This window comes from Pseudomonas sp. CGJS7, from assembly GCF_036961695.1.
Genome location: NZ_JBAMDI010000047.1, coordinates 55,807 through 75,581 on the forward strand (window position 1 = coordinate 55,807; position 19,775 = coordinate 75,581).

Below are 19,775 nucleotides of genomic sequence, written 5' to 3' on the forward strand. Positions count from 1 at the left end.
GTGCAGACCGATGCCTGCGCGCGCAAGGGTACCGAAGTGGTGCAGCAGGCGGTGCAGGTAATCGAGCAGATTTCCCAGGAGCTTAACGACGCTGCGCGCAGCATCGACGCGGTAAACAGGCAGTCGGATGTGATCGGGCAGATTGTGCTGACCATTCGGAGCATCGCCGACCAGACCAACCTGTTGGCCCTTAATGCAGCCATCGAGGCAGCGCGTGCCGGCGAGCACGGGCGCGGCTTTGCCGTGGTGGCCGATGAGGTGCGCAACCTGGCCGCGCGAACCAGCAAGGCCACCCTGGAAATCGTCGATGTGGTGCGGCAGAACCACGACCTGTCGCTATTGGCAGTGGCCAGCATGCAATCGAGCCTCAACCGCACCGGTCACGGCGTGGCGCTGGCCAATGAGGCGGGGACGGTGATCATGGAAATCCAGCAAGGCTCACGGCACGTCGTGGATGCCATCAGCCAGATAACCTCGACGCTGCAATTGCATTGAGCGCCTCGCGCATCTCGTCAAGCAGTGCCTGCAGGCTGAGTTGCAGTTGCGCGCGTTGTTCGACGGTCGGCAGCCCTTTTGCGTGGGCGTGTTCGATAGCTTCACAGTCTTTGACCACAGTGCGCACCCTGATCATTTTGGCGCCACCCTTGATGCGGTGGGCAAGGGCGCGCACGGTTTCATCAGGGGCGTCTGTTGCCAAGGCACGCAGGGCGGCCAGGTCTTCACCGACGCTTATCGACAATTGCTCCAGCAAATGCCGCGTCAACTGTTCGTCGTCCTGGGTCAGGTGACGCAGTTCGGCCAGGTCGAACCCACTATGGAAAGGCTCCGGCGACAGCTGCTGAGGGCGCACCTGGGGCAGGTGGGTCTTGAGCGTGCGCAGACCAATCGGCTTGAACAGGCATTCGTCCATGCCGCTGGCCAGGCAGCGAGTACGCTCCTCGGCCTGGGCATTGGCGGTCACGCCAAGAATACGGCCTGCTGGCAGGCCGCGCTCGCCCTCCAGGCTGCGAATGCGCCGGGTGAGCTCATGTCCGTCCATGACCGGCATGCTGCAATCGGTGATCACTAGGTCGAAGCGCGCTTCCTGCCAGCGTGCAAGGGCGATCTTGCCATTCTCCGCCAGTGTCACATGGTGCCCCAGGGTTTGCAGTTGCCGTTCCAGCAAAAGCAGGTTGGCCGGGTAGTCGTCGACCACCAAGATATTGAGCGGGCCGCTGTTACTTTCATGTGTGGTGAGTTGCGGGTCCGCTTGTGCCGGTGCTTCGCAGACAGGTAACCGCAGGCTGACTTGTACCCGGGTGCCAACACCCTCGACGCTCTGAAGGCTCAGGGCGCCGCCCATCAGTTCGGCTAGGGTACGGCTGATGACCAACCCCAGGCCTGCCCCTTGACGTGCCCTCGGGCCATCGACCTGAACGAAGGCACTGAACAGCCTGGCCTGGTCGGCGGGGCTGATGCCGATGCCGGTGTCGCGCACATTCAGCTCGATAGCCAGAATGCCGTGGCCGGCAACTTTGGGCAGCAGCAGGCATGCCTGCACTTCACCACGGTCGGTGAACTTGATGGCGTTGCTGATCAGGTTGGACAGAATTTGCTTGAGTCGCAGTGGATCAGCCAGCACCCATACCGGCTCTGCAGGCAGCTCGCCGTGTAGATGCAACCCTTTGGCCCGGGCATTGCCTTCGAACACCCGCAGTGTGGCGCGCACCAGTTCGACCAGATTGGTGGGTACTGGCTGCAGGCTGATGTGCCCGGATTCGATGCGGGAAATGTCGAGAATATCGCCAATCAGCTCAAGCAGGCCAATGGCCGAATCATGGGCGGTCTGCAAGGTCTGGGCGTCGCTGCGGCCGCTGCGGCTATCTTCCAGGGCCAGTTCCAGCAGACCGATCACGGCGTTCATCGGGGTGCGGATCTCATGGCTCATGGTGGCCAGGAAGGTGCTTTTGGTCTGGCTGGCCTGTTCGGCATCGTCCTTGGCCTGGCGTAACTGTTCCAGCAGCCCGCGCTCAGCGCGAGCTGTGCCTGAAGCGCGTGCTGTGCCTCGGTGCGCTGGTTGATCAGCTTGCGCAGGTAACTGTTCCAGAACACCACCCCGGCCAGCAGCAGGGCCGACAGCACCAGCACCTGCAAAGCCAGGGTGCGGTAGTCGCGCCAGGGGCTGTCGCTCACCAGAGTGCTGGTGCGCCAGCGGTTGATCAACTGGTCCAGTTCTTCAGGTGGAATGCTTAGCAGCGCCTTGTCGAGAATGGCCTGCAATTGGGGCTGGTCGGCGGCTACGGCAAAGGCGGCAATGGCCGGGGCGTCGTCGAGCATGTTGGCGATGCGCAAACGGTCCTTGAACACATGGCTGATGTAATAGGCAGCATTGATATGGCTGCTCAGGGCAGCGTCGGCAACACCGTTGGCCACGGCCTCCATCTGGCCCAGTGGGTTGTCAACTTCGACTATCTCGGCCTGCGGGTACCGCTGTTGCAAAACGGCCTGCTGCGGTGAGCCGCGCACCAAGGCGATGCGCTTGCCATCCAGGGCCTTGGCCTGTGCAGGTGATTCACCGTCGTTGCGGGTAACAAGCACGCGCGGGCTGACCAGGTAGGGGCGGGTGTAGCGCAGTTGCTTCAAGCGGTCGGCACCATAGCCCAGCGCCCCGATCATCTGTGCCTCGCCCCGCACCAGGCGGTCGATCATGGCCTGCGATGAAGCACTCTCGACGGGTGTGAACTGCAGCCCCGTGCGCAGCGAGATCTGCTTGAGCAGGTCCAGGGTGATACCGCTAGGGCGGTGCTGGGCATCGTTGAACGTCAACGGTGCCAGCGAGGTATTGACCAGTACGCTGATAGTGGGGTGGGCGGTTATCCAGGATTCTTCTTCTTCGCTCAAGGCGGTGAGGTGGCGCTGCAGCAGCAGGCTGGTGTTACCACTGCTCCAGCGGCGCAGAATGTTCAGGCGTTCACTTTCGCTTATGCGTGACAGCGCCTTGTCCACCAGCCGATGCAGGCGCGGGTTGTCGCTGGCGATGGCGAAGGCAAAAGCCTCTGGGGCCAACTGAGAGAAATGGTCGATTTTCAACGTGCCCTGAAAACTTTTGCCGATCATGTAGTCAGTGCTGATGGCATCGCCCAGATAGGCGTCTGCCTCGCCCAGCGCCACGGCAGCGAGCCCGGCCAGGGTCGAGCGGTACAGGCTCAGTTGCGCCTTGGGGTACAGTGTGCGAACGCTGACGGCCGGCAGGTAGTGATCGACCATCGCCAGGCGCAGGCCGGCGAGCTCGGGCGTACTTTTCAAGCTGCGCCCTTCACGGGTGACGATCACTGGCAGGTCGTCGGCATAGGGGGTGCTGAGGCTTAGCTGGGCGTCCGCCGCCTCGAAGGCGTTGGAGCTACCCAACAAGTCGATACGGCCATCACGCAGGGCGGTGATGGCCTCGTGACGGCTGTCAAAACGACGTACTTCAATGGGGATATCCAGCTGTTCGCCGATGATGCCGGCGTAGTCTGCGCTCAGTCCCTCATAGTCATGCTGGCTGACGTTGATTTCGAACGGGGGGTAATCGGGGCGCGCACTGCCCATTACCAGGCGTTCGCGTTGTTTCAGCCAGTGGCGATCATCGCCGGATAACGTCAGTGGGGCAGCGGCACTGATCGAGCGCGCCAGCAGATGGCGTGGTTCACTGCTGGCCTGCAGTTCCGGGGAGTTGGCCAGACCGATAGCCAGAAGGACGCTCGCCAGCAACTGTTTCATGGCAGCCGAGCGCTCAATAGACGCTGTTGCGCTTGGCCAGGTCGACCATTTCCACCAGCGACTCGGTCTTGAGCTTTTCCATGATACGGCCCCGGTAGGTGCTGATGGTCTTGGCGCTGAGGTTCATGCAAGTGCCGATGTTCTTGTTGTTCTCGCCGCGCGCAAGGCGCCGCAGCACTTCCATTTCTCGGTTGGAGAGACTGGCCAGGCGCACTGGCTCGCTCTCCAGCGAGTTGCTGTTGACCGACATTTGCGGAAAGGTCGAATAACCCTTGGTCAGGGCCTTGAGGGCGAACAGCAGGGCCTCGTGGTCCTCTTCCTTGGTGACGAAGGCGCCTATTCCGGCATCCAGGCAGCGACGCACATACAGATCGGTGGCCTGGCCGGTCAGCACCATGATCTTCGGTACCGGCTCCAGGCTCTGCAATCGCTTGATGACTTCCATGCCGTCCAGGCCAGGCAGGCCGATGTCGAGAATGACTACGTCCGGGCGCAGTTCGCGGGCTACCTGAGCCACTTCACTGCCATTGCCGACCTCGCCGATGACATGGAAGCGCTCGCGCTCGAGCAGTAGGCGCAACGACAGCCGGACAATAGGGTGGTCGTCGACGATCAGCACGGTTGTCATGAGGAAAACTCCTGTAGGGATGTGGTCCGCTTCCTGGAACACTCAGGAATACGTCTGCAAGTGGGGTTATCGGAAGCGCTGCACGATACGACCATTCCCGAGGTTTGGTAATGCCGAGTATAGAAGTGTTGAAATCCCCAGTGCTTATTGTTGAAAAGTCCTACAAGAAACAGGAAAGACATCACCCTGAAACAGCGGTGATGCCGGTGCTTTGCAGTTGTTCAGACGCAGGCGGCGTGCGGTTTGTGTATCCGCAGCGTGGAGGCAGGGTTGTTGGCCAATGCCTGACCGACCCGCGTCGGGCGGGCTACCAACTGCCCGGTACAATTCGGGCAGCGGCCTTGGAAGCGAGTTTCGGCACAGGCACGGCAGAACGTGCATTCGAAGGAGCAGATCATAACGTCGGGGCTGTCACCCGGCAGGTCGGCATCACAGCACTCGCAGTTGGGGCGTAGTTCCAGCATGGGCATGACTCCTGTTCGCAGGCGGGAACCCGGAGTCTGCTACGCCCGAGGCAAGGCTGGCAATGTTCAGTCGCCAGGGCGGTACAGGTGGGCATGCCCGGCACGGTACAAGGCCGATTCGGCGAACGGTGTATCCCCCAGGACGTGGCCTACCAGGATCAGCGCCGTGCGCCGGAAATCCTTGGCCGCTACGCGTTCGACGATATCGCCGAGGTTGCCGCGCACCCAATCCTGGTCTGGCCAGGTGGCCCGATGCACCACCGCAACCGGGCAGTTCGCGCCGTAGTGCGGCATCAACTCATCGACAATGCGTGACAGGTGCTTGACCCCCAGATGAATTGCCAGGGTGCTGCCATGGCGCGCCAGGTCGCCCAACTGTTCACCCGGCGGCATGGGCGAGCTGTCGCCGTAGCGAGTAAGGATCACCGTCTGCGCCACTTGAGGCAAGGTCAGCTCGCAGCCGAGCAGGGCGGCGCTCGCTGCCGTGGCGGTAACGCCGGGGATGATCTGGTAATTGATGCCCAGCGCTTGCAGGTGGCGAATCTGCTCACCGATGGCTCCGTACAGGCTGGGGTCGCCGCTGTGCACCCGGGCCACATCCTGACCATTTTCGTGTGCGCTGCGCATGGCAGCGATGATCTGTTCCAGGTGCAGTTCGGCGCTGTTGATCACGGTTTCGGCCTGGTGGCCTTCGAGCACGGCGGCGGGTACCAGTGAACCGGCATAAATGATCACCGGGCACTGGCGAATCAGCCGTTGGCCCTTGACCGTGATCAGCTCCGGGTCGCCGGGGCCGGCACCGATAAAGTAGATGGTCATGCAAAGTCCTGGCAAGAAAGAGGGGGCTAAACGCTCAGCAGGCCAGGGCGAGTGTCGCCGGGCCCAGTACCTGGCGCGTCAGCAGCAGCCTGGCCGTACCCTGCCGCTGGCTGGCCAGGGCCAGTGCCGCGCTCTCGGCTACGCCCCAGCAGCCACTGTGCCGGTGGGCAACGGCGGAACGGTGGCTGAGCAGTGGTTCATAGGGTTGCAGTTGCGCGCCATGGTACAGCACCAACGGCAAACCGAGGTGCTCTGCCAGTTGCAACAACCCGGGCTCGTCGGCCTTCAGGCTGATGCTTGCGATACCGCGCAGGTCAGCCAATGCCAGGCCCTGTTTGTCCAGGGCCTGGCACAGCAAGCGTTGCAAGGTATCCGCCGGGCAACCCCGGCGGCAGCCAAAACCGGCATAGAAGGCAGGCATCAAGCCTGGCTGGAACGGCGGAACAACCAGGCGCTGAGCAGGCCCAAGGCCAGCCAGAAGGCGGCGTTGGTCAGCCAGGAGGCGACTTTGAACTGGGTTTCCAATGCTTCAGGGGCCAGGCTTTCGTGCACCTCGGGTTGCGGTGCACCGATTACATGGGGAATGACCAGCAGCACGGCGCCCAGCGCCTTCAGCAGCCAGTGGCGGGCGAACACCAGCAAGGCCAGGCCCAGCGCTGTGGCACTGGCTGTACCGACCCACCAGGTTTGGCGTTGCCCCAGGTCGGCGGCCGCCGTACCCGGCAGTTCTGGTGGCAAGCCCAGGGTTGGGGCCAGGCAGAACACGGCGAAGCCAGCCAACCCCCACAATGCGCCGGTGGCGGCGCGTTTGGGCTCGCGAAGGCTGTACAGGGCGGCGAGGATCAGGGCGAAGCCGACCGCAACCACCAGGTTACCGCCTGTGGTGGACAGCACGCGCTGCCAGCCGTCTTCCGGCGACCAGGCTTCGGCGCTGTGTTCATGAGCGGTAACTTCGCCACCGTGTTCGTGGTGTGCGGCCGGGGCCGAGGACTCGTAGGTTTCCGCCTCCAGAATCAGCGGAGCCACCCAGAAGCTTTGCAGCAAGGTCAGCAACAGGGCTGCAAGGAGCCCGCTGAAGCCCGCAGTACGGGCAATGCGCGTGATCATCAGGCGTACTCAGTGGCAGGGGAAGGCGGCGCTGTGGCGGGTGTCGTGGGCGGCATTGTGCACGGCCTCGATGTGCGAGAACCCGGCAAAGTAGACCAGGCACAGACCCAGCAAGCTGGCACCGACGGCGATGGTTACACGCTGGCTGAGCGTAACGGGGGTAGCAAGGCTGTGTTGTTTGGCGCTGGTGACGGGCATGACGCGATCCTCTGCTTTTTGTGGGCAATGGGCGAGCGCGGCAGCCCCGGACGTGGTCGCCCAAGGGAATGCAACAGCGCCCGCCCACCGCGGGGTGTTCATGAACGCCAGGCCGGTCTCCGGGCTTGCGAGGAAGAGCTGGGCTCCTGGAACGCGTCACCTTCCCATGCCGTACTACGAGGCACAGTGGTACAGACGCTTCACTCGCTTACCGTTGCGGGGGCAGCACCGGCATTGTCCGGCCCTGCTGAAGGGCCTGGGACGCACCGGTTTCCCGTTTCACCCCCTGAGGGGCACCTGAACGCGAGGCATAAGGAGAGCATGGGGCGGGCTTGGCGTCAATGTCATACAGCGTGCGAGGCTGTCGAACAGCAGGTACGACAGGCTCAGGCCTGCAGTCTTCTTCCAGCAGGCAGAAGTGCAGAAACCGGGCGATCACCCGCGGGCGAATGCCGCCAGCTTGTCGCCATCCAGCCGGTAGCGCACCCACTCATCCTGCGCCTCGGCCCCCAGTTTCTGGTAGAAGCCGATCGCTGGTTCGTTCCAGTCCAGCACACTCCATTCCAGACGCCCGCAGTTGTTCGCCAGCGCTTCGCGGGCAATGTGCTGCAACAACTGCCGACCGGCGCCATCGCCGCGTTGCTCGGGGGTTACGTACAGGTCTTCCAGATAGATGCCATTGCGCCCGAGCCAGGTCGAGTAGCTGTAGAAGTACACGGCAAAGCCAATTGCACGGCCATCACGCTCGCACATCAGGGTGTGCACAGTGCTGCCTTCGTCGAACAGGCTGTGCTCGATGTCGGCAAGGGTGGCGACCACCTCGTGGCGCGCGCGTTCGTACTCGGCCAGTTCGGTGATGAAGGTGAGGATCTGCTCGGCATCGGTACGAACGGCAGGGCGAATGGTGAGGCTCATGGTGACGGCTTCCTTGATCCGGATTGTCGGTACAGTGATGTGTATCTGCGTAATTTAATCGAACTGTATCGGTTGCTGGGAGTGGCGCTCCGTTAGTGTGACAGCACCAATAAAGAAAGTGGAATGCCCGCCATGCTTGCCTCTGCCGACCTGCTGACCGCCTTTGTGCTGTTTGCCTTTGTGTCTTCCATCACCCCGGGCCCCAACAACACCATGTTGCTGGCCTCGGGGGTGAACTTCGGCGTGCGCCGCTCGGTCCCTCATGCCTTGGGTATCAGTTTTGGTTTCATGATGATGGTGCTGGCCGTCGGCCTGGGGCTGGGTGAGGTATTCAAGGCCTGGCCACCCCTGTACACGGTGCTGCGCTACGCTGGCGCCGCCTATCTGCTGTACCTGGCCTGGAAGATCGCCACTTCCGGGCCGGTCGGCACGGCCGCGTCCAGTGCCCGCAAACCGCTGGGCTTCTGGGGTGCGGCGGCGTTCCAGTGGGTCAACCCCAAGGCTTGGGTGATGGCGGTAGGGGCGATTACCACCTACACGCCAGCGCAAGGCTATGTAACCAACGTGATCGTCATTGCGGCCTTGTTCGCTTTGGTCAACTTGCCCAGCGTGGGGGTATGGGTGATGTTCGGCAGCGCCCTGCGCAACCTGTTGCAGAATTCGCGCTGGCTGATGCTGTTCAATGTCGTGATGGCCCTGTTGCTGGTGATTTCCCTGTACCCGCTGCTATTTGTAGAATCAGCGTTTTCCTGACCCCGAGAGTACAGTAAGCCGATGCAGTTGATTCCCTGGTCCCACGAATGCGCCGAAGGTTTCACCCTGCGTGGCTGGCGAACTCCGGCCAGTGGCAAACCACTGCTGCACTTTCTGCATGGCAACGGCTTCTGTTGCCTGGCCTACCAACCGTTGCTGATGCGCCTGGGCGAGCATTTCGACCTGTGGCTCTGCGACGTTCAGGGGCATGGGGACAGTGATCATGGTGGGGTGTTTCGCGGCTGGAACCGCACCGCTGCCCTGGCGGTGGAGGCCTTTCAGGGCGGACGTGGCGAGTATGGCGACGTACAGCGGTTTGCCGCAGGGCACAGCTTTGGTGGCGTGCTCACGGGGCTGATTCTGGGCAGTGAGCCGCAACTGTTCGCACGTGCCGTGCTGCTCGACCCGGTACTGTTCAGCCGACGCATGATCGGTGTGATGGGGGCGGCAGCCCTGGTCGGCCTGCATCAGCGTCATGCCCTTGCCCGCAAGGCCGCCAGCCGCCGCAGCCACTGGCCCGATCGCGAGTCGGCGTTGGCCTCGCTGGAAGGGCGCGGCATCTTCAAAGGCTGGACCCATGCGGCACTGCAGGCCTATGTCGAGCATGCCATCGGTGATTGTGGCGAGGCCGTGGTGCTCAAGTGCCGGCCCAGCCGTGAAGTGGAGATCTTCAGCTCATTCCCTAAACGCATGTGGGCCAGTCTGGCCGCAATCACGACACCGACACGGGTGTTGTATGGCGAAGACACCTATCCCTTCGTGCCACACTCGGTGAATCGCCTGGCGCTGCTGAACCGCAATGTGACCGCACGGCAAGTTCCCGGTGGGCACTGTTTCATGCAGGAAGACCCGGCCATGGCGGCCGAGCAGGTGCTCGATTTCTTGCAAGGTTGACTGTTCCGCACGTGGGACGATGCATGCCATTTTAGCCAGCTACCGCGTGATTGGCATCATTGATAAGGTTATCTCAGCCAAGAGAGGAGCCTTCTCATGAAAACGATTCTGGGTATTCACCGCAGCCCCCACGCCCATTGGGTGGGTGATGGTTTCCCGGTGCGCAGCCTGTTCACCTACGACAACCTGGCCAGCCGGATCAGCCCGTTCCTGCTGCTGGACTACGCCGGTCCGCATGATTTCACCCCGACCCGAGCACGACGCGGCGTAGGCCAGCATCCGCATCGCGGCTTCGAGACCGTGACCATTGTCTACCAAGGTGAACTGGAGCACCGTGATTCCACCGGTGCTGGCGGCTTGATCGGTCCAGGTGACGTGCAGTGGATGACGGCGGCCAACGGCATCATTCATGAGGAGTTTCATTCCCCCGACTTTGCACGCAGTGGCGGCACGCTGGAAATGGTCCAGCTGTGGGTGAACCTGCCGGCGCGGGACAAACGTGCAGCGGCCGGCTACCAGACGCTGCTGGCCGGCGACATTCCGGTGGTAGCGCTCGACGGTGATGCCGGGAGCTTGCGGGTGATTGCCGGTGACTACCACGGCCACCAGGGTCCGGCTCGAACCTTCACCGCGATGGACGTGTGGGATTTGCGGCTCAACGCCGGCGCGGCCTTGCAGTTGCCGGTTGCTGCCGGTCGCAATGCGGCGCTGGTGGTGTTGCGCGGTAACGTCCGAATCAACGGCGAGCGCGAGGCAGGCCCGTCCAGCCTGGTGCTGCTCGACCGGGAGGGTGTAGATGCAACCGTCGAGGCGCTGGCCGGCGCAAGTGTGCTGCTGCTCAGCGGTGAGCCGATCCACGAGCCGATCGTTGGCTACGGCCCGTTCGTGATGAACAGCCAGGCGGAGATTGCCGAGTCGTTCGATGATTTCCATGCCGGGCGGTTTGGGCAGATGCAGGACGAGAGGGGAGGCGCCGCACACTGATGCTGTTAATTGGTTGGCCTTTCCCGGCTGGAGCCTGGCCAACGCCTAGTTGACCGAGACCACTCGTCGTTAAGTCTGCTAATGCATTCGAACACTCGGCCGCCGCGGGGAATCTTCCACTAAGGTGCTAGAGGATTCCCCGCATGCTCATTGCCGGGGAGCATGGTCAGCTGGCCGAGCATGCGCAATATCAATTGGCGCCCCGCCCGACAAAGGCGTACTTCCATACAACAGGCCATCCCACAGAGAGGGTCGTACCATGTCGTTGATAGGCGTTTCTATGCTAGAGATGCGGCAACTGATCGAGCAGGCCTGCTTGCCAGACCGCTGTGAAGTGAGTTGCCCGGATGGCGCGCACTTGACCATCCGCCTGGGCCAGGGCCAGGATCTCGACCAAGGCGTGACCCTCAGCGGGGTCGCCCTGCAAGACCTCAACAGTTGTCGTGACCTGGTCAACCTGGTGGAGCAGCTGCATGCGTTGCGTGACAGCCACCCGGCGCCACTCAAGGCGATTGCCTGAACGCGCCTGTCGTGCCCCGGTCAGCCCAGGCTGGCCGGGCGTACGTATTCCGGCATCATGCCGTTGAACCAGAACAGGATCATTGCCACCAGGATGGTCACCAGCAGCAGCAACCCTACCCCCCAAACGCACGTTGCAAACAATAACGCCTGCTCTTTCTTCAGCCGCATGAAAGTCTGCAACCCGCCATATAGCAACACGCTGGCATACACAGAGGCAGCCATTAGCGCGGTAAAGGCGAGCCAACGAATTGGCATCAGACCAACCACTCCGGCAAAGAACCACGGCGTGGCGCAATAGGCGGCAAAGCCGATACACTGGTTCAGGCTGGGCTGTGTATTGAACCCTCGTGACATCCAGCGGATCATCACTCCCATCAGCATCACACCTATCACAGTGGTGGTATACAGCAGGCCGGCCAATTGGGCGGCGCTGCCTATGCTAAGGCGTACCCGCTCCTCGGCCGCCAAGCTCCAGCCGAAGGTGGTAGTGCCAACGAAGAGGCACACGGCGGGTATCAGCGCCAAGGCTAGCAGGCGTGGCAGGTATTGCTGTGGGTTGTCTTCCTCGGCTCGGCGAATGTCCAACCAGGCGTCGGCGGGGTGGGTGAAGAGCTTGAATAACGGACTGTTCATAGCGTTCTCCGGTAGGCAAGAGCCCTTTTGCTATGGAGACACGCGGCTCTCAGCCAGTTCAGCCTGGATGGCCGCCGTTGATCGGCTTATTGCAGTTCCAGCAGCAGGTTCAGGCCACCATCCCCGCATTTTCCCTTCTCGCGAACCACGCCGTGATAACTCCGCCCATCCCAGACGAAGGCCACACTGTGAGCCCGGTCGATCTTGTCAGGCAGTGGGGGGCAAACGTGCAGGCGCAGCCCTGGGCGACCTTGCAGGTTGAGGGCGGCGAGCTGGCATTGGCATTCCACTCGTTGCGCCACCGGGCCGAACAGGGTGTCGCGTACGTAATCGAGTTGCAGCGAAGCATTGGGGGCGCGGCCAGGCATCTTCATCAGTACATGGCTCCGTTATAACGGCTCGAAGAACCAGACGGGTTGGGCATGGCAGGCTCCAGACAAAAGAAAGGCGGCTTATCATTCGAAGCTTGCCTGGCCAAGATGTTCAATGTGTTTCATGTGCGTTCATCTTGTTTTGCGCTGGCTGGCAGATGACGGCCCCTGTTCAGGCACCCGCCTTGCGCAAGGTCAGGTTGATCCGCCGTTCGCCCAGGCGCGGATGCACACCGGGCTTGATCGGTAGCACGCCGTGAAAGCGCAAGCGGTCTTCGCCACCCCACACCAGCACATCGCCGTGGCTCAGCGCGATGCGCTGAGCCTTGTCGGCACGCTGCAGGCCGCCGAACAGGAACACTGCCGGTAAGCCCAGCGACACCGACACGATCGGCTGGCCGAAATCCTGCTCGTCGCGGTCCTGGTGCAGGCTCAGGCGCGTGCCCGGCAGGTAATGGTTGACCAGGCAGGCATCCGGCACAAAACCGTCAAACCCGGCCATGGCTGCGGCGCGGGAGGCCAAGGCGAGCAGAACCGGGGGCAGGGCGGGCCAGGGCTGGCCACTGACTGGGTCGCTGGGGCTGTATCGGTAGCCATGTTGATCACTCACCCACCCCAGCGTACCGCAGTTGGTCAGGGCCACTGCCATGCGCAGGCCTCCTGGGGTGTACATGTGCCGGAACGGCGCAGCACGCAGCACCGGACGCAGGGCATCGAGCAGCGCCTCGGTTTCGGCCAGGGCGAAGCCGGGCAGCAGCACGGTGTGGCTGGCCAGGCGTTGCGGCTGGGGGCCGAACAGGTCGAGGTCGGACTGGATCATGTGGCTGCACATCTTCGAGCGGTTTGCCATTGTACCCGACAGCTACACGTCAGGGGATTGCACACGCCGGCCGGATCGAACGATGGCAGAGGACGGGATGACAGAAAAAGGAACCGCGGCACCAGGGAGAGGAGCACCGCGGTTCAAGGGGGAGCGGTTTACTGCTGGGTCACAGTGGCCAGGTTCGCGCTGCCCAGCTGGGTGATGGTGGCGGATTGGGCGACACCACTCTGGTCGACGAACGCCTTGTTGCTTTGGCCTCCCTGGGTCACGTAGGCGACGTTGATGCTGTCAGTCTGTTTGATGGTGGCTTCGTTTCCGCTTCCGTAGAGTTGGTTGGTGTAGCTCTGGTTGCTATAGCCGGACTGGTCGAGCGTGATGGTGTTGCCGGTGCCCTGGCTGCTGCCGTAGGCATAGTTGTCGGTCCCACGCTGGTCGGCGATCAGAATGTTGTCAGTGCCGTTCTGTTCGAAGTACAGCTCGTTGCTGACATCATCCTGCTTGGTCGACATCTGGTTGCCTTTACCCGTCTGGGTCAGCGTGGCCAGCTGGTCAGCGCCCTTCTGGGTCAGATTGACGCCGTTGCCATTGCCAGCCTGGTTGATGGTGGCGTTCTGGTTGGTGCCGAACTGGCCACCCATCTTGGCGCCTTTCCAGTTACTGGCGGTGATGCTGTTGCCATTGCCTTGGGTGTTGATGGTCAGGTTGAGGTTTTCACCGTTCTGATAGGTGAAATGCAGGTTGTTGTTGCCGGTCTGGGTAATGGTGGTGGTCGAGTTGTTGGTCTCGAACTGGTCCGACCAACTGGCGTTGGCATTGCCTTGCTGCGACAGGCTGACCTTGTTGCTGACGCCGAAGCTCTGGTCGATATAGCCTTCGTTCGACTGGCCGGTCTGGACCACGGAGGCCTGGCTGCCGATCTGTGTGTCCTGCCACACTTCCACGGAGTTGCCGCCCCCGTACTGGCCAATGGCAATGGTGCCGCCAGTGCCTTCACGCTGGTCGCCATAGGCCCAGTTGTCGTGGCCATCCTGATAGACCTGGATATCGCCATCGATATGGTTCAGGTGCTCGGCGGTGGCGTAGTTGTCCTGGCCGGTCTGGTTGACGGTGCTGCGATTGTTGCTGCCACCGAAGGTCTGTTCGATGAAAGCCTCGTTGCGCTGGCCGGATTGCCCGCTGGTGGCTTTGCTGCCTTCCTGGCTGTCCTGCCACACGGTGGATTTATTGCCGACGCCTTGTTGGGTTTGCAGCGATTCGTTGTTCGACCCAAGCGACTGGCTGGCGAAGGCATCGTTGTAGCTGCCTCCGGCTTGCTGGGTGATCTGGCTGCCGTTCTCGAACAGTTGCTCAGCGTAGCCGGCGTTGTACTGGCCGGTGGCGCTCTGCTGGATATCGCTGGTGCTTTCGGCCTGCACGGCGAGGTGGTTGTGGCCCTTGCCAGTCTGGTTCTGGGTGGCCGAGGCGAAGGATGCCTGGGTCTGAGAGACTTCGGCGATGTTTTCCTTGCCGTCCTGGGTCTGGGACGAGGTGCTGTCAGCAGCCATGGCCTGACCTGCGAGGGCCAGGACGATAGCGGCACTTAACGGAGCGAGCTTGTACATGGTGGTGCCTCCAGGTCTATCGGTATTGGGTGATCTGAACATGCTGGCCATTGCCAGCCTGGGTCACGGAGCTGTTGAGCCCTGAGCCGGACTGCACGATGCTGGCGCTGTTGTCGTTGCCGATCTGCTCGATGGCGGCGTTGTTGCTGCTGCCGCTCTGGCGAATCGACGCGCTGTTGCCATTTCCCTGTTGGCTGATGATGGCCATCAGGTCACTGCCTTCCTGCAAGATGTACGCTTCCTGGGCACCGCCGGACTGGACGATACGGCCCAGCAGGGCCTGACCGTTCTGGTCGAGGGCGGCGCGGTTGCCTGACCCTTGCTGCTCGATCACCGCAGCCTGGCCGGCACCGGCCGGCAGCAGGCGGATGATCACTGGTTCACCGAGGTCGTTGCCGGGTGCAAGGTCGGCATTGTCCATCAGGTCCTCTGCCCAGCAGGCCTGGCCCGCCAGGGCCAGGCAGAGCAACAGGGAGTACAGCCGTTTCATCGAAGCCTCCGGCTTTTACTGCACGACTACGTTGACAGTGCGCGTGGTGCCTTGGCTGGTGGTGATCGTCGCCGTCGGTGCCGCAGTCGGGATGATCGTGGTGCTATTGCTTACCACCAGGCGCCAGCGGCCGGTCAGCGCTACCGTGGCCGTCCCCAAGGTCTGGACGCCCGTGGTAGTGGTTACCCGCACGGTTACGGTATTGCCGGTGGTCACCGACGAGGTGCCACTGATGTCCCAGTTGTAACGGTTGTTGGAGCGCGCCGTGACCGTGGCTGTCGTGACGGCGAAGGTTTCTGCGGCAGGCCGAGGCGACACGTTGACGGTGACCGTACTTGGGGTGGACAGCCCCCCCAGCGAGTCACGTGCCTGGTAGGTGAAGGTGGTGGTGAAGGCTGTGGTTACAGTGGCCGGTGGGGTATAGGTCACGGTTGTGCCGTCGGTGCTGACCGTGCCACGGCCGGCGGCCGGCTGGGTGATGTTGGCCACACTCAGCGGTACGTTGCCTTCTGGATCGGTGTCGTTGGCCAGCACGTTGATGGTCAATGGCACGCCCAAGGTGGCAACGGTTTCCGGGTTGGCAGTCGGTGCCTGGTTAGGTGCGACGTTGATGGTGACCGTGGCCGGTTCCGACTTCAGGCCCTTGGCATCCACCGCCCGGTAGCTGAAGTTGGCTACCAGCGGTTGTGTGGCCCCGGTCGGCGGTGTGTAGGTAACCGAGGTGGTGCCGTTCAGCACGACGCCGCCAAGGCCGGTCCCGGGTTGGGTCAGGTCGCTGATGGTCAGCGGCACGTCGCCATCCGGGTCGCTGTCGTTCAGCAGCAGGTTGAGTGTGATCGGTACACCGACACTGGTGCTGCCGACATCGGCCTGGGCCAGCGGTGGCTGGTTGGCGGCCTCGACCGGGGCGCTGCCGACCACGATCACCGGCTCCACATCACTACCGCCATGGGCAGACTTGACCGTAACGGTGGCGGGCGGTTGAGCCAAATCGTTGACCGTGATGCTTTGCAGCGTGCCCGATTTCGACATGCGGCCGTAGCCTTGGGCGAGCAGGTCGGGGACCGTTACTTCGTCGCTGGAGCTGGCCTCGATCAACAGACGTTTGTTGGCCCAGTCATAGCGTGCGGTGCTGACTTTGACCACGTCGCTGAGCTTGCTCGAGAGCGCAGTCGGCTGGGTGCCGCCGACTGCGTTGCTGGCGGTGACAACCACCACCGCTGGCGGCACCGACTGGTTGAACTGCTGGCTGAAGAACAACCCGTTGTTGTCCGAAGTCAGGGTGAACTGACAAGGCGAAGGCGGCGTGCCGATCAGTGCCAGGCCATTGCGCATGCACAGGCTGGCCTCACTCGGGGCCTTGGCGAACACTTCCACGCGGGTGCCGCTGCCGTTGCGCGAATAGGTGGCGCGCTCCAGGGTGACCGGGGTTTGTGCTCGCTGGTCCAGCACCTTGCCAGACACGGTGAAAGTGTTGGTCTGAATGGCGCCCGCGGGCCCTTCGATGCGCACGAAGTTGGTATTGAAGGGGCTACCCGTGACCGCTTCGGTGATATTGGGGTCGCCGATGAAGGTTTCAGTGGTGCCCGTGTCAGGGTTGACCTCTGTATATGGCCCGCCAACCCCCTTCAGCCAAGGGCCGATCGCCCCCGCCAGCGCCCCCTGGAAGTTGCCCGGAGCGCCGATACCGATGTCCCGGGTGATGTTGATCGCGCGACGACCTGCCGTGGTGACGTTGACCGTCTCCACCCCGTAAGGGTGCGTGATGGTGTAGGTACCGGTGCGTGGGACCGATGCGCGAATACGGATGCGGGCGAAACTTTGCTGATCACCGTCTACCGGGTTTTCAGCAGCGAAGGCTGCCTCTATACCGGCAACGTAGACCTCCAGTTCATATCCGCTGTTACCCACTTGTGGTATCGAGGTTTCGGCCAGGAACCAGAACATCTCGGGTGGCCAGTTATCTGGAAATACCAGCGGCAGGGCATCGTCATAGACCCCGGGCTCGGGCAACAAGGTGCACATGTAGGCGGGCGCCCCGGGTGCGCCTGGCGCACGGGTGCTGGTGGCACGCGACTGGCACAGCTCCAGGGATTGGTCGAGGCTGTCCTTGTACCACATCGGATAGCCACCTGTGGCGAAGGTGTAGGGCCCCGGATCGACATCAGACAGCGCGGCGAACGCGGCGCTGGTAACGGTAAGAGAGAAACCGGCGGCCAACAGCGCACGGCGCGACCAAGTGTTCATGCTGCCTCCTTGAAGGCTGAGCCTTTGTCTGTTCATGGCACCAGCACCACGTCTTCGGAGTCGCTACCACCGTTGGCGCTGGTGACCTGCACCTTGGCCGGCGGAATGGGCGAGAGGGTCATGCTCAACGTCTTCACGGCGCCGGTACCGCCCAGGTTGCCGATCAGCGTGCCGTTGCCGGTATGTGCGGTAAGTACTGGAGGTGTTGTTTCGTCACTGGTGCTGGCCACCAGGGTCAGCTCGCCAGTGGACAGGCGGTACTGCGCCTGCGTGATGGTGACCAGGTCGGTCAGGGGAACGTTGCTGGTGGTCAGGCTGCTGGTCGGGATTGCCACGCTGTTGTCAGCGGACAGTGTGACGATGGTTCCGGCCGCCGGGTTGAGGGCTGACTGGGCGTACCAGGCGCCGGTGCCGTTGGCCTCGGTGAGGCTCAGGTTGGGGGTCTGGCTGGTCAGGGTGACGCTTGCCGGTGGCGGCGGGGCCAACACGAAGATGTCTTGCTGGGCGATCAGGTCGCCGTTCTCGGTATGGCGTGAGTAAGTGCTGCGTTGTGGCATCAGCGGGGTTGGCAAGGCCACTTCGGAAAGTTTGCCCGAGACAGCGAACAGCTCGGTGCGCAGGTCGATGCCACCAGGGCCTTCGATGCGTACGTAGTTGGTGTTGAATGGGCTGCCTGTTACCCGTTCTTCCAGGTTCGGGTCACCGATGAAGCGCTCGTTGCCTTCGGTGTAGGGGCCGTTGACACTGCGCAGGAACGGCCCGACATCGCCCTTGAGTGCGCCGGTGAAGTCGCCTGCGCCGGCGATGCCGATGTCGCGGGTCATGTTGATCGCCCGGCGCCCTGCAACGGGCACATCGAACACTTCAACACCATAGGGGTGGGTGACCACGTAGGTGCCCGCGGTGGGAACGTCGACCCGAATACGGACCCGGGCGAAGCTGACCTGGTCACCCTCGACAGGTTCCTCGGCGGCGAATGCCGCTTCGATCGCCGTGCCATAGCTGAGGTCGATGCCACGCGCAGCGTCGACGATGGCAGCGTCGGCAGTGAACCAGAACGCTTCGTCAGGGAAGTTGGTGGGGAAGACGATGGGTTGGGTATCGTCGAACACACCAGGTGTGGGCAGTAGCGTGCACATGTATGAGGGTGCGCCAGGTGCGCCTGCGACCCGGGAGCTGACGGCCTTGGTCAGGCACAGGTCGAGGGTACGACCGTGGCTGTCCTGGTACCAGGCGGGGAAGCCGCCGTTGGCTGGGACGTAAGCGCCTGGATCGACAGCGTTCAAGGCGGCCTGCGCGGGAAGCTGGAGAATGCCGGCGAAAATCGCCACTGCCAGCGGGTGGGGTATCGGTCGGTGCATGAGTCAATTCCTCCTGCAAACGGGCCCATGGACTTGGGGCGTCTGGGAGGAGATCGGCAAGAGCTGTGCCAACACCTGAAAAATGCTTTGCAGGCCTTGTGGTGCAGGGGCTACAGATTCTCAGTAGGGCTTTATGCCAGCCGCTGGCGGTGGGCAGCGTTCCCCCAAGGTTGGGGATTGGGGGCCGGTAATTCAAACCCGGTTTTAGAAGCCAATGCGGTTTTTGCTACAGTGCTACGGCGGTCCCTTCCCCAAGCCGAGCCAAGCGATGCAACCCCTCGACCACCTTTCCCTGAACCTGTTCATCGTCGTCTGCGAAGAAGGCACCATCGCCCGCGCAGGCGAGCGCGCGTTCATGGCGCCGTCCGCTGTCAGCAAACGTATTTCAGACATTGAGGCGCGCTTTGGCACCGCCTTGCTCAAACGTAGCAAGCGCGGCGTGGAGCCCACCCCGGCGGGGCTTGCACTGCTGCGCCATGCCAGGGAAATGACCCGCGCCATGGAACGCCTGGACAGCGAGCTGAGCGAATACGCCCACGGCGCGCGTGGTCATGTGCGGGTGCTGGCCAATGTATCGTCGATCATGGAGTTTCTGCCCGAAGAACTGTCAGCGTTCATGCTGGAATACCCACTCATCCAGGCCGATATCGAAGAGCGCTTCAGCGCCGATGTCGTTCGTGGTGTGGCCGAGGGCACTGCAGACCTCGGTATCTGCCGCAAATCCATGGCGGTGGGTGACCTGGATTTCGTACCGTATCGGCAGGATCACCTGGCCGTGGTCGTTGCTGCTGACCACCCGTTGGCCGGCCGCAGCCAGATTGCCTTCGAGGAAACCCTGGGTTACGACCACCTGGGGCTATCGGCCTTTGCCACATTGAACGCTTTCATGCGTAAAAGCGCTGAACAGTCAGGCAAGGCGCTGCGTTTTCGTTCGTACGTGTCGTCGTTCGACGCGGCATACCGTCTGGTGCAGTTCGGCCTTGGCCTGGCGGTGTTCCCGCAAGAGGCCGTATCCCGCTATGCGGCGTTGTTCGACCTGCGGGTCATTGCGCTGACTGACGACTGGGCGCTTGGCGAATTCGTCATCTGCATGCGCGACCGGCACACGCTCTCGCTGTCGGCTCGGCGCCTGCTTGACCACCTGTTGCTGCGTGCACCGGCCTGGCAGGTCGCGGGGGGGGGGGGGGGGGGGGGGGGGGGGGGGGGGAGGGGGGGGGGGGGGGG

At 62.7% G+C, this 19,775-nt stretch carries 19 protein-coding genes, 2 pseudogenes and 1 riboswitch; of the genes and pseudogenes, 6 read left to right on the forward strand and 15 right to left on the reverse strand.

Annotated features, from left to right (window positions below; genetic code table 11):
- Positions 1-63: 63 nt before the first annotated feature.
- Positions 64-495, forward strand: a pseudogene (locus tag V7787_RS53145) (methyl-accepting chemotaxis protein); the annotation flags it as partial.
- Here the strand turns inward: V7787_RS53145 and V7787_RS25755 are convergent.
- From V7787_RS25755 to V7787_RS25790, 8 genes and pseudogenes are all read right to left on the reverse strand, one after another.
- Positions 461-3,741: pseudogene (locus V7787_RS25755) on the reverse strand (transporter substrate-binding domain-containing protein). The pseudogenes V7787_RS53145 and V7787_RS25755 sit on opposite strands and share 35 nt — an antisense overlap.
- A gap of 13 nt (positions 3,742-3,754) precedes the next feature.
- Complete coding sequence (locus V7787_RS25760) at positions 3,755-4,369, reverse strand: response regulator transcription factor (RefSeq protein ID WP_003253824.1); 615 nt, start codon at positions 4,367-4,369, stop codon at positions 3,755-3,757.
- 221 nt (positions 4,370-4,590) lie between these two features.
- Entirely contained in the window at positions 4,591-4,833 is a 243-nt protein-coding gene (locus V7787_RS25765; protein WP_064491192.1) for a DUF1272 domain-containing protein, read from the reverse strand.
- A gap of 66 nt (positions 4,834-4,899) precedes the next feature.
- Positions 4,900-5,652 (reverse strand): precorrin-4 C(11)-methyltransferase, encoded by a 753-nt coding sequence (cobM, locus tag V7787_RS25770; protein ID WP_064491191.1) that lies wholly within the window; start codon positions 5,650-5,652, stop codon positions 4,900-4,902.
- A 34-nt stretch (positions 5,653-5,686) separates the two neighbouring features.
- Positions 5,687-6,073: a cobalamin biosynthesis protein gene (locus tag V7787_RS25775; RefSeq protein WP_020190465.1), complete on the reverse strand. Its 387-nt coding sequence runs from the start codon at positions 6,071-6,073 to the stop codon at positions 5,687-5,689.
- Complete coding sequence (locus tag V7787_RS25780; protein WP_064491190.1) at positions 6,073-6,759, reverse strand: CbtA family protein; 687 nt, start codon at positions 6,757-6,759, stop codon at positions 6,073-6,075. Before V7787_RS25780 ends, V7787_RS25775 begins: the two co-directional genes overlap by 1 nt.
- A gap of 9 nt (positions 6,760-6,768) precedes the next feature.
- The gene (locus V7787_RS25785; RefSeq protein WP_014590842.1) at positions 6,769-6,957 is read right to left on the reverse strand and encodes a CbtB domain-containing protein; all 189 of its coding nucleotides are present in this window, start codon (positions 6,955-6,957) and stop codon (positions 6,769-6,771) included.
- A gap of 93 nt (positions 6,958-7,050) precedes the next feature.
- Positions 7,051-7,273, reverse strand: a riboswitch (cobalamin riboswitch).
- Between the two features lie 119 nt (positions 7,274-7,392).
- Positions 7,393-7,872, reverse strand: coding sequence for a GNAT family N-acetyltransferase (locus tag V7787_RS25790; protein ID WP_003253811.1), 480 nt, complete (start codon positions 7,870-7,872; stop codon positions 7,393-7,395).
- A 123-nt stretch (positions 7,873-7,995) separates the two neighbouring features.
- On the opposite strand from V7787_RS25790, the gene V7787_RS25795 reads away from it, so the two are divergent.
- The 4 genes from V7787_RS25795 (at position 7,996) to V7787_RS25810 (ending at position 11,023) form a co-directional block, all read left to right on the forward strand.
- Positions 7,996-8,625 carry a LysE family translocator gene (locus V7787_RS25795; RefSeq protein WP_012052198.1) on the forward strand — a complete coding sequence of 210 codons (630 nt, stop codon included), beginning with the start codon at positions 7,996-7,998 and terminating at the stop codon, positions 8,623-8,625.
- 21 nt (positions 8,626-8,646) lie between these two features.
- Positions 8,647-9,519, forward strand: coding sequence for an alpha/beta fold hydrolase (locus tag V7787_RS25800; RefSeq protein ID WP_064491189.1), 873 nt, complete (start codon positions 8,647-8,649; stop codon positions 9,517-9,519).
- A 96-nt stretch (positions 9,520-9,615) separates the two neighbouring features.
- Complete coding sequence (locus V7787_RS25805; RefSeq protein ID WP_064491188.1) at positions 9,616-10,503, forward strand: pirin family protein; 888 nt, start codon at positions 9,616-9,618, stop codon at positions 10,501-10,503.
- A 259-nt stretch (positions 10,504-10,762) separates the two neighbouring features.
- Entirely contained in the window at positions 10,763-11,023 is a 261-nt protein-coding gene (locus V7787_RS25810; RefSeq protein WP_064491187.1) for a DUF1652 domain-containing protein, read from the forward strand.
- A gap of 20 nt (positions 11,024-11,043) precedes the next feature.
- Here V7787_RS25810 and V7787_RS25815 read toward each other — a convergent pair whose 3' ends face one another.
- The 7 genes from V7787_RS25815 to V7787_RS25845 all read right to left on the reverse strand — a co-directional run bounded on the left by V7787_RS25815 (position 11,044) and on the right by V7787_RS25845 (position 18,551).
- Positions 11,044-11,658, reverse strand: coding sequence for a Yip1 family protein (locus V7787_RS25815; RefSeq protein ID WP_064491186.1), 615 nt, complete (start codon positions 11,656-11,658; stop codon positions 11,044-11,046).
- Positions 11,659-11,744: 86 nt separating this feature from the next.
- Positions 11,745-12,032, reverse strand: a complete 288-nt coding sequence (locus V7787_RS25820; RefSeq protein WP_003253801.1) for a hypothetical protein — start codon at positions 12,030-12,032, stop codon at positions 11,745-11,747.
- 169 nt (positions 12,033-12,201) lie between these two features.
- Positions 12,202-12,849, reverse strand: coding sequence for a DNA oxidative demethylase AlkB (alkB, locus tag V7787_RS25825; protein ID WP_129933626.1), 648 nt, complete (start codon positions 12,847-12,849; stop codon positions 12,202-12,204).
- A 158-nt stretch (positions 12,850-13,007) separates the two neighbouring features.
- On the reverse strand, positions 13,008-14,453 hold the full coding sequence (locus V7787_RS25830; RefSeq protein WP_064492975.1) for a curlin: 1,446 nt from the start codon (positions 14,451-14,453) through the stop codon (positions 13,008-13,010).
- Between the two features lie 16 nt (positions 14,454-14,469).
- Positions 14,470-14,943 (reverse strand): curlin, encoded by a 474-nt coding sequence (locus V7787_RS25835; protein WP_020191832.1) that lies wholly within the window; start codon positions 14,941-14,943, stop codon positions 14,470-14,472.
- Between the two features lie 15 nt (positions 14,944-14,958).
- Positions 14,959-17,190, reverse strand: a complete 2,232-nt coding sequence (locus V7787_RS25840) for an Ig-like domain-containing protein (RefSeq protein ID WP_104887695.1) — start codon at positions 17,188-17,190, stop codon at positions 14,959-14,961.
- 32 nt (positions 17,191-17,222) lie between these two features.
- Complete coding sequence (locus V7787_RS25845; RefSeq protein ID WP_064493221.1) at positions 17,223-18,551, reverse strand: hypothetical protein; 1,329 nt, start codon at positions 18,549-18,551, stop codon at positions 17,223-17,225.
- A gap of 268 nt (positions 18,552-18,819) precedes the next feature.
- Here V7787_RS25845 and V7787_RS25850 point away from each other — a divergent pair.
- A partial coding sequence (locus V7787_RS25850) for a LysR family transcriptional regulator (protein WP_336090067.1) occupies positions 18,820-19,775 on the forward strand: 956 nt, incomplete at its 3' end.